Here is an 8,886-nt window from a genome sequence, read left to right as displayed (position 1 = left end):
TGAGAAAAACCTTCTGGCGGCTCAGGCTGCATGAACGAGCATCCACGAGAATAACTATGATTCATTCCGTTTTTCTGCGTTTTTCGTGTCCGTTTTTCCGGGAAGGGCTCAACCTGATTTCTCATTTTGAATCCGCAGTCCGCGCAGTACACAAGGCCGGTGAAAATACTCTTGCAGCCGTCAGCAGTAGGAGATTTTCGCACTTTCTTTTTGTCAATGCTGACCACGGTATCCCACAGCTCCTGCGAGATAATGGGGTCGTGGGTTCCATTTACACGAATCCATTCTTCTTCCGGCTTGCCAATGAGCTTGCGGGATTTATACGACATGGTTCCGGTTTTTCCCTGAACCATGTTGCCGATATAAACCTCATTACGAATGATACGTTTGATGGTCTGCTCAGCCCATTTGTGATTGACCTGGCGCGGATCACTCTGTCCCTTGCGCTAATAGTACAGCACACCGGGGGATGGGATGCCATCCTCGTTCAAGACGACGGCTATGGCATGAAAGCCAGCTCCGGCTGCCCGCATCTCGAAGATACGGCGCACAATCGGGGCAGTTTTCTCGTCAATCACCAGATGGTGTTTATCTGCCGGATCGCGCCGGTAGCCGTAGGCGGGATAGGTTCCCATGAATTTCCCGTTTTCGGCACAGGCTTTTTTGACCGCTTTAACCTTCTTGCTGGTGTCGCGGCTATAAAATTCGTTAAATAAATTCAAAAAGCACATGACATCGGTGCTGCCATTGGTGCTTTCTGTGTCAATGCCGTTGTTCAGAGCGATAAACCGGCAGCCCAGGGACGGGAACAAATAGTCTGTATACTGTCCAAACTCAATGTAGTTGCGGCCAAAACGGGACAGGTCTTTGACCAGAATCACATTGATCCGCTTGGCCTTGGCGTCCTCAATGAGCCGCTTGACCCCAGGACGGTCAAAATTCGTACCAGAGTACCCATCATCAATATAGGTGTCGATTTCATTCCAGCCCCGCTGTCTCACATAGTTCTGGAGCAGCAGCTTTTGGTTCTCGATACTGACGGATTCCCCGTCGCGTTCATCATCGTTGCTCAAACGGCAGTAGATACCGACGTTGTATGTTTTTTCAATCATCTTTGTTTTCCCTCCCGACGATCCAGATTCCATACCTCGTGCGGCGTGATGGCTCCACAGGGAGTATCCCTGTAAGACTATCGTAGCGGAGAATCCATCGCCGCGCAAGGATGCGGCAATGCCGAGAGGATGGCGTGTGCTTATGTAGCGGTATGCGTGGAGCAGCTGGCAGGTACAGAAGTTTCCGACATAGCGCGCCGGATAGCCAGTTGCTCCAAAGTCTTTCCCAGGTCCTTTTCACCCGAAAAAAAGCTGGTCACACGGTAAACGGTTTTTCCAATCTTGACCTCTTTATAGGAAGTCGTTAGGGTATTCAGTTGCTCCATACTGACGCACCTCCAGTCAAAAACTGTATTTTCCATAAGGTATAAATGAACTGGTTGTCCTAATTCATATAAAAAAGCAGCCGTACCGATACTGTTGAGGGGATATACGAACCTGTTGGTCGGTACGGCTGCTATATTGGAGTTTAAGTTGTATTCGTCATATTTGCCATGCACCCCTGACGATGGGGACATTCCCAGTCTCCGCTGGCGCGGCTGTCATAACTCCACAGCGTCGTTTTGCCTGTGTTGCCCAGGTTGCTCGTGCGCCGCAGGGTTCCCCCCAAGTCTTTAGGAGGCCGTGAGGAAGTATCTTTAAGCCCCCATGCAGTCACCGCGCCCCAAAGTGCCGCTTTCGGGGTTCAGGCTGGCGTAGATCGCTCAGAACAGTCCTGTTCATCACCTCCTAGGGCTGTCCATCTTCGCGGCGCGCCTGATTCGCTCATACATGGGTTTATGTACCGGAAATGCCGTCTATTCAGTTGTCAAGCTGCACGAGGGAACAGACCCCCTCACTTACTTCCCCGTTGGGAGAGTAGTTTTGGTCTATGATTTCCCCATGTTTTCCAAAAAATTTTTTAACTTCTGGAGCAGCTTGACTTTGCGATGGTGCAGAGCTGTTTTGGAAATTCCAAGCTCTATGCTGACATTCCGTTCTGACTTGTCCTCGAAACAAAGTTTGTGGAGAATGACTCTCTCATCTGCCGACAGACATTGCAACAATTCCTCCAGCCAAACAGACGAGACGGCCTGTTCCTCCACGGACACACCAGAGGCGGCAAACTGCCTGTCCTTTTCCAACAGCCGTTCATAGGAATCCTCTCTGCTGGGCAAAAAGGTTGCGGTTTCTTTCTGAAACTTTTCCGTTTTTAGATCGTAGAAAAAGTATTCCTCCTTCCGCTCATAGTGCTGATAGGCACGGTAAACCTGTTCACTCACCGACACAGCTTGTCCATCTATGTAAAGATAATAATTTGCCCTTTCTTCACAATTTTTGCTCATAACCGTTACCTCCAAGAGTTTGAAAATGGGTAGGTTTCAAACTCTGGAGGGCGGCGAACGGCAGCCAATGGTGCGATACTGTTTCTGTCGAAATATTACAAATTTAAAGACAGCGGGTGGAGGTTTGTCAGACTTTTTGTGAGATTCTCTTGCTTTTTTTACATGAAATGTAATAAAAACGAGTATTTTGTTGAAAAAGGGTATATAAAAAGAGGGCGCAAGTAATTTTGACTTTACTTGCGCCCTCTTGAGAAAAGTTATTAAATCATGAAGTTCTCCGCTAAACGGCGGAGGGACAGCGAAAGGGGAATCTTTTCATTAACCGACCCTCTTGTTAAATAAAATGGTTTTTTTAACATATTTCACGAGAAAGTTTTTATTTCCATTATACAATAAATGAAAAGATTATTTTGTCAAAAATAGGCGTAGATGTTTTTATAGAACCACACACTTTGAGAACAAAAAAAGCGGCAGAAAGGTGTCCCTTTCTGCCGCTTTTAGCGTGATTATTTTTCCCAAACGGGCTTAGATTTCATTCAAGGGGTCATGCAGAGGTTCCTTCATTAACCGCTCAATCATCAGCTTTTGGATGTTCATTTCTTCGGTCTTGTCGAAGTACGAATTTTGAGGGTCGGCTCAAGATTTCAAATACTCTTTCGTTGGAAAATAATTCGCCGTATTGATATCCGTTAATATGGGCGATGCCATCTTGGAGAAACTGCTCCCTGTTCCTTTGGGCTGTCTGATAAGACCAAAGGATGCTCTGCATAGTATGTCCCTCTGGCAAAGCAGCCTTTCCATCCAGAATATCCTGATAGCCTTGGATGGTTCGATCCCACTCCTGCAACTGTTCCTTGAAGTCCAAAATTTCTTGCTCATTTGTTGATATGAACTTTAACCGTGTAATAAATGTTTATGCCTTTATATCCATAGTCCCCTGCTTATATTCCTCCAAAATACTGGTATCAAACCATTGACCAATCTCCCAGCCAGGAACACGAGAACGGACAAAATCATAGAGACGATAGGCCTCATCCCTGTGCATTTGATTCAATGTCCAGCCAGCATTGGCGCGGTCTGAGACGGGGACTTGCTTATAATAGGACTTGATGAAATTTCCCAAATCATTGCCGTCAGGCCCAGACATCCCATAATACTTTTTCATGTGCTCCAAAGCTATATCCCGTACCGCCTGCTCAGCTTCTTTGGATACGGGGATGATGTGAAAGTCCGCTGCGGTCATGCCTGTAATATCCAGTCCGTCATCAGGCGCATTCGGATCTGATACCGCAGCGCCGTTTGGATATTTCGGCTGTGTGACTTTACTCTGATACTGATCTGCGTTCATCATCATGCGGGCCATATCTGTGATCGTCATTTTGTTACGCCTCCTCCTGAAAGTCTATCCAGGCTGTCAGCTTTAGTCATCTATACCTTCGGAAATTGCCAGACTTTTTTCGCGTAGATCTGCCAGGGTGCGTTCCACCAGAGCATTCATCTCACTGCACAAGAGCTGGGGCTTTTCGGACTGATACCACTGGCTGTAATAATGCATGAAGTCAGAATCATCATAGCCCCGGCGCTTCAGCTCCGTGGCAATAGCGCCAAGGCCCCGGCTGCAGGTCTGGGTCAGGCTGTCCACCGCGCCCAACGCCCGGTCAATTTCCCCATAGATGTCCTCCGCATTTGGGTCAATACGCCAGAAATCGGCACCCTTACCCGCATTCTCGAAAGATTCGCCCAACACGGCGGATGCCACATGGTTGAACAGTCTGTCATCTGCATAGCTGTTTGAGAAGGCCAACCGGCGGTTTACTTCTTTGCCGCCATCCTGCAAAAACTGAGTCCTGGTCTCCTTCACCAGATCCAGCATGGCCTGTACCTGTTCTGTGCTCATGTCCTCCGGCAGTGCAGTCTTGCCGTCCAGCATATCCTGATACTCCTGAATGGTCTGGTCAAAGGCGGTCAGCTGATCCCGGTATTCTGTCAGCGCATGCTCGGTCATGCTGTTAAAGCGTGCGTACGCATCCAGTAATCCGGCAAAACACTTTAGAGTCTCGGTTGGAACCTCCGACAGGGCGGAATACTCCGTGTCCAAAACTCCAGAAAATTTTAACTCCACACGATCCCGAAGGGAGGTTTGTTGTCGGGCATCCAACAGATTCTCCGACATTCGCCCCAGAACATCCTGCGTAGGGGCATTTTGCCCCAAGATCCCGATTTTAGGGCTGTTGACCTGTAAAAATGGAGCGTTGCCCCAAGCTCCCTGGAGAGAACCGGGCAGATTTGATACAAACATAGGGACTTACCTCCTTACCAATATTCGGGAAATTTCCGTGGGTGTGTCTGAGCCTCTTGTGAAAGTATCGAACCGCTTTTCCGCAATCAGGCCGCAGGCTGCTTGTGTGTCTCGATTGGGCGTTTCCGATGCCAGACGGGCCGTCTCCTGCCGATATTCCTCTAAAATACTGGTATCAAAGGATTGTCCAGGCTGCCAGCCGGGGACACGGGATTTGACAAAGGCATTGATTTTTTCCACTTCGTCAAAATGAATTTGATCTATGGTGTAGGCTGCGTCCCTCCGGTCTTTAGCGGGGATAGACATCAAATAGCTATGTACCATTTCTCCGTATTCATTGCCTGTCCCGGTCATGCCATATCGGTACTTCATATTCTCAAATACTCTGTCCCGCACCTTCTGCTCAATCTCGTTGGACACAGGGATGATATGAAAATCCGCCGCAGTCATCCCGGTAATATCCATCCCGTCATCCGGCGTATCAGGATGCGCTACCGCAGCGCCGTTCGGATACTTTGGCTGTGTGGACCCCCGCTGATACCGATCCGCATTCATCAGCATACGGGCCATATCTGTGATGGTCATGCTGTTTCATCTCCTTTTACACATAAAACGGCTGGCAAAAGATGATGAACAAAAAGACACTTCTCTCAAATCATCTAATTGCCGACTGAATATATTTGATCAGAGCTGCCGTATCTCCAGCGATACCCAAATAGGAGTCGGAAAGGTTGTATTTTTTCCCAAACTGCTGCACAAGAGTGCGCATATCGGAGAGCTTTGCGTTGAAGTCCGCCATAAAAGCGTCCTTGCTGCTGCAATCCAGATTGGCAAACAGGTCGGAAATTTCAAGGCCGGTATGAACGGAATCATTTTCCTTCTGCGACCAACCGATTCCGCCATAGCCACTATTCATGCTATTGTTTAGCTTTTGAACATTTTGGATGCTTTTTTCATAAAGCCGCCCGATGCCGTCTGCAAACATTTCACCTACCGCTCCATAGTCTTTGCCATAGTATTCAGCGATAGATTTTGCAAGACCTTTTTGAGCGTATGCAAAGGAATCCATCTGGCCTACGGAAGTTTGATTCAAAACGCCTTCCAAATCTTTGCCCAATGATTGCAGCTCAAAAAGCTGTCCAACTCCGATTTCAGAGCCACCAATAGTCAACTTTGTCTGGACACTGCTTAAATCAATCTCTTTGCCATCCTTGATCTGCTGTGCCAGCTCCAGAACAACATCTTCCATTTGCTCTTTCATGGCGGTGACATCTTTTTCCGTATAGTTGCCATTGGTCAGAAAATCCAGGGTATCACGGATAAAACCTTCATCTTGAATATCCCGAAAACGGAAGGTTTCATTTTCGCCCAATGTACTGTACTTTTGGGCGGCCTCCTTTAGGAAATCGGTGGTGTGATAAAAGAAACCATGGGTAGCGGCCCCTTCAGCAGCACTCCGGTTAGCCTCATCGGGAAATGTGATGAACTGGCCGTCTGCTCCGATCCGAGATTCCACTTTAATTCCGCCCCACAGGTTTCTGACAATCGTTTTCCCATCTTCATCCACTTGTGGTTCATCGGGGAAAGTGCCGGGCGGCACTACATCATCAGTAATATCACGGATATTGCTGTCACTAAAATCTACGGTATCGAAAGAGGGTGGGGAAAGACGCGCTTGCTCACCGACAGCTGCCTGTGTATTTCCTTGACTGGATTGAGTGCTTCCTTGTTTATATACAGTCCACCCGCTGTTGACCAGTTCTGAAGAAAGCTGACCGTTTATATTTGGCACTTGCCATGACATAGTAAAACAACTTCTCCCGCATAGTGGTTCTCTAACAATTATATCGACATATTTTCTTGAAATTTAAGGAAGCGGTGCAGAAAATTCAGTACCTATAATTTGGCTGTTCAGCACGTCAAAAGGTGTCCAATGTTGGTGACAGTCAAGTAGTTGTTTTCTATGTCACAGGTTACCGAAACACTATAAATCCGTATGTTGTATTCGGCCCCTTCTTCTATGGGATATGCCTCAATTTCATCCAAATGGTATAGGTCTAAAAGAACATAGCCAGTGGTGGCGGCCCTTGCCAGGATCGCCCGGCAATTTCGGCAATAATGCTCGGGGTCCATCGGTTCCCCCTTCTCTCCGGGAAGGTAGGTAACACACCGCTGTATGTCCTTCAGCCGGTCAATAAACATCGGGTCGCCATTTGCTGTGAAAGTGATAACACTGTGATCGAGACTTTGGTTTTCCGATAATTCACCGGAATAGCGGCAGGATGGTTCATAGATTGCCAGTTCAGCCAAATTCCCTGTTGAAAGATCAAGTAGACATGGGGCATGAAATGTGGGACCACGGGAATTACTGCAAATGGCACAGGTTTCCGGCTCAGGGGTTGTGACAAGGCTTTTCCAAAAAGCCGCTTCTGTTTCGAGACACATTTCATTTCCTATATGCAGTCCGGCACAAAGCAGAAAAAGGCCACCTACATACAATATCACCAAATGATGTAGCCACTTCTTAGAAAGAAGATTTACCAACTTTTCCTGCAAGGTTTTCAACATGGATTTTCCCTTTCTTCTCCCTTGTCTGGGCATATTCTACCAGATCGCGCGCGTTGCTCGCCGGGTGCCATGCGTAGGCTATTAAATGGGAACTGTGGTCTGCCATGTAATAGTTGGCTTTGATGATGGCGGCCCGTTTGGGTACAGTCTCCATACCCGGCGGATAAAAGGTTCCATCAAAGCCCACCGGCACAGGTATTGGACGATCAAAAGGATGATAAGGCAACAGCAGAGTCAGCGTCACCTCCGGGTGGCGCTTTTTTGCGTCTATGACAACTCTGGCCGCCAGCTTATCAAAATTGCCATAGCGGCCCACCATAAAACTGGTGACACTGTATTCGGTGATATGGCGTTCCACTGCCGCTGTCAAAGCAGGGAGCAGCTCATCGTCTGCCTCCCTGTGACCAATAAAAAAGCAGGTTATTTCTGTCATAGTGCGTTCCTTTCGGCATAGGCAATATTGCCTATAACAATGTATCTCCATTATAGGCAATAATAAAGATATAGCAAGCGGACGGAGGGCTGTTGAGTGATTTCTTATGCACCACTATGGGAGACTATGGAGCGCCGTGGGGCAACAACATATACCTTGCAGGTCAAGGGCGGTATCAGCAGCGCTTCTATTCGCCGCATGAAGGCGGGAGAATCAGTGTCTACCAATACATTGGAGGCACTGTGTAAGTTGTTGAATTGTTCTTTGGCAGACATTGTAGAGTATCTTCCAGATGAACAAAATTGAGCAAACCGATGGATGGAAAATTTCTGATCCATCGGTTTTTATTTGTCTTGGTATTTTGCCGCTTTTTCTCCTGCTGCCGTCTCCTTAATGTGCTCCTTCTATTGCCTAATTATATCATTGTATTGCTATAAATAACAATTACCCTCTATAAATATTTTCCTGATTTGATGATACCCTTTTAATAAAAAGGGGTGCATTATGGAGACAGCATATCGGGAACAATTCATCAAGTTCGGTTTAAAAGTGCAATACTACCGAAAGCTACATGGTTTAACACAGGAAGCCTTTGCTGATGCAATCGGTAAATCATGGTCATTTGTTGCAAAGATTGAAAGCCCCACCCAGGCTTTCGGTGTATCCATGGAAACCATGTTTAAGATCGCGGAAGTGCTGGAAATTCCAGTTTCCAAACTGTTTGAAGATTGATCCGCCTTGGTAGGTTTATACTTATTCTTTTACCGCTTGAAAGCGGAAAGCATTTAGGAGAGATTTAGAGGCTGGAGAAACGCGCAAGCAATGCCGGTGTTAATACACTCGGCCCGCAGAGGGAAAAATCCTGCCATGATTTTCCCCTCCGCTCTGCTTGTTGAGGGCAGCGCCCCCAAGCCCCTTTGAACGCAGAATTTCATTCTGCGGCTGCGCGTCCGATGGACGCTTTTGACCATGACCGGCTTACCGCTGGCCATGGTCTTTTTCTTGTTCTTTTTTCTGCTCCTCATCCCTGTGCAGCAGCCGTGCCCCCATACCCGAATTGACGGACAGAAAAATCAGTCGTAAACTGGAATAGAAAGGGGCGAAAAAAATGGAACAGCAAAAGGACAAAAAAGGTACGCCGCCACCTCG

General features: G+C 47.5%; 11 protein-coding genes and 1 pseudogene. 2 read left to right on the top strand and 10 right to left on the bottom strand.

Features of this window, described 5'->3' with window-relative positions:
- From ACTQ33_RS16685 to ACTQ33_RS16640, 10 genes and pseudogenes are all read right to left on the bottom strand, one after another.
- Positions 1-1,112: pseudogene (locus ACTQ33_RS16685) on the bottom strand (recombinase family protein); the annotation flags it as partial.
- Between the two features lie 140 nt (positions 1,113-1,252).
- Positions 1,253-1,438, bottom strand: coding sequence for a hypothetical protein (locus ACTQ33_RS16680; RefSeq protein WP_441465623.1), 186 nt, complete (start codon positions 1,436-1,438; stop codon positions 1,253-1,255).
- A 543-nt stretch (positions 1,439-1,981) separates the two neighbouring features.
- Positions 1,982-2,437, bottom strand: coding sequence for a sigma-70 family RNA polymerase sigma factor (locus ACTQ33_RS16675; RefSeq protein ID WP_441465622.1), 456 nt, complete (start codon positions 2,435-2,437; stop codon positions 1,982-1,984).
- A 571-nt stretch (positions 2,438-3,008) separates the two neighbouring features.
- On the bottom strand, positions 3,009-3,302 hold the full coding sequence (locus ACTQ33_RS16670; RefSeq protein WP_441465621.1) for a hypothetical protein: 294 nt from the start codon (positions 3,300-3,302) through the stop codon (positions 3,009-3,011).
- Between the two features lie 48 nt (positions 3,303-3,350).
- A complete protein-coding gene (locus ACTQ33_RS16665; protein WP_441465620.1) occupies positions 3,351-3,815 on the bottom strand; it encodes a DUF3879 family protein in 465 nt (154 codons plus the stop codon).
- 42 nt (positions 3,816-3,857) lie between these two features.
- Positions 3,858-4,736, bottom strand: coding sequence for a hypothetical protein (locus ACTQ33_RS16660; RefSeq protein ID WP_441465619.1), 879 nt, complete (start codon positions 4,734-4,736; stop codon positions 3,858-3,860).
- Positions 4,737-4,742: 6 nt separating this feature from the next.
- On the bottom strand, positions 4,743-5,321 hold the full coding sequence (locus ACTQ33_RS16655) for a hypothetical protein (RefSeq protein WP_008979983.1): 579 nt from the start codon (positions 5,319-5,321) through the stop codon (positions 4,743-4,745).
- Positions 5,322-5,391: 70 nt separating this feature from the next.
- Positions 5,392-6,540, bottom strand: a complete 1,149-nt coding sequence (locus ACTQ33_RS16650) for a hypothetical protein (RefSeq protein ID WP_441465618.1) — start codon at positions 6,538-6,540, stop codon at positions 5,392-5,394.
- A 107-nt stretch (positions 6,541-6,647) separates the two neighbouring features.
- A complete protein-coding gene (locus ACTQ33_RS16645) occupies positions 6,648-7,304 on the bottom strand; it encodes a hypothetical protein (RefSeq protein ID WP_441465617.1) in 657 nt (218 codons plus the stop codon).
- Positions 7,261-7,737, bottom strand: a complete 477-nt coding sequence (locus ACTQ33_RS16640; RefSeq protein WP_441465616.1) for a hypothetical protein — start codon at positions 7,735-7,737, stop codon at positions 7,261-7,263. Before ACTQ33_RS16640 ends, ACTQ33_RS16645 begins: the two co-directional genes overlap by 44 nt.
- 96 nt (positions 7,738-7,833) lie before the next feature.
- Between ACTQ33_RS16640 and ACTQ33_RS16635 the strand changes: the two genes are divergently transcribed.
- Both ACTQ33_RS16635 and ACTQ33_RS16630 read left to right on the top strand, forming a co-directional pair.
- Positions 7,834-8,043, top strand: coding sequence for a helix-turn-helix domain-containing protein (locus ACTQ33_RS16635; RefSeq protein ID WP_087242847.1), 210 nt, complete (start codon positions 7,834-7,836; stop codon positions 8,041-8,043).
- Between the two features lie 198 nt (positions 8,044-8,241).
- Positions 8,242-8,469 carry a helix-turn-helix domain-containing protein gene (locus ACTQ33_RS16630; RefSeq protein ID WP_087242849.1) on the top strand — a complete coding sequence of 76 codons (228 nt, stop codon included), beginning with the start codon at positions 8,242-8,244 and terminating at the stop codon, positions 8,467-8,469.
- Positions 8,470-8,886 lie beyond the last annotated feature (417 nt).

The organism is Candidatus Avoscillospira sp. LCP25S3_F1 (assembly GCF_052117125.1).
Lineage (GTDB): Bacteria > Bacillota > Clostridia > Oscillospirales > Oscillospiraceae > Avoscillospira_A.
This window is presented reverse-complemented; position numbering and strand designations above follow the sequence as displayed.

Coding starts and splice junctions, on each gene's coding strand:
- ACTQ33_RS16630 (WP_087242849.1), top strand. CDS start 8,242: ATGGAGACAGCATATCGGGAACAATTCATCAAGTTCGGTTTAAAAGTG.
- ACTQ33_RS16650 (WP_441465618.1), bottom strand. CDS start 6,540: ATGTCATGGCAAGTGCCAAATATAAACGGTCAGCTTTCTTCAGAACTG.
- ACTQ33_RS16665 (WP_441465620.1), bottom strand. CDS start 3,815: ATGACGATCACAGATATGGCCCGCATGATGATGAACGCAGATCAGTAT.
- ACTQ33_RS16640 (WP_441465616.1), bottom strand. CDS start 7,737: ATGACAGAAATAACCTGCTTTTTTATTGGTCACAGGGAGGCAGACGAT.
- ACTQ33_RS16675 (WP_441465622.1), bottom strand. CDS start 2,437: ATGAGCAAAAATTGTGAAGAAAGGGCAAATTATTATCTTTACATAGAT.
- ACTQ33_RS16655 (WP_008979983.1), bottom strand. CDS start 5,321: ATGACCATCACAGATATGGCCCGTATGCTGATGAATGCGGATCGGTAT.
- ACTQ33_RS16660 (WP_441465619.1), bottom strand. CDS start 4,736: ATGTTTGTATCAAATCTGCCCGGTTCTCTCCAGGGAGCTTGGGGCAAC.
- ACTQ33_RS16645 (WP_441465617.1), bottom strand. CDS start 7,304: ATGTTGAAAACCTTGCAGGAAAAGTTGGTAAATCTTCTTTCTAAGAAG.
- ACTQ33_RS16680 (WP_441465623.1), bottom strand. CDS start 1,438: ATGGAGCAACTGAATACCCTAACGACTTCCTATAAAGAGGTCAAGATT.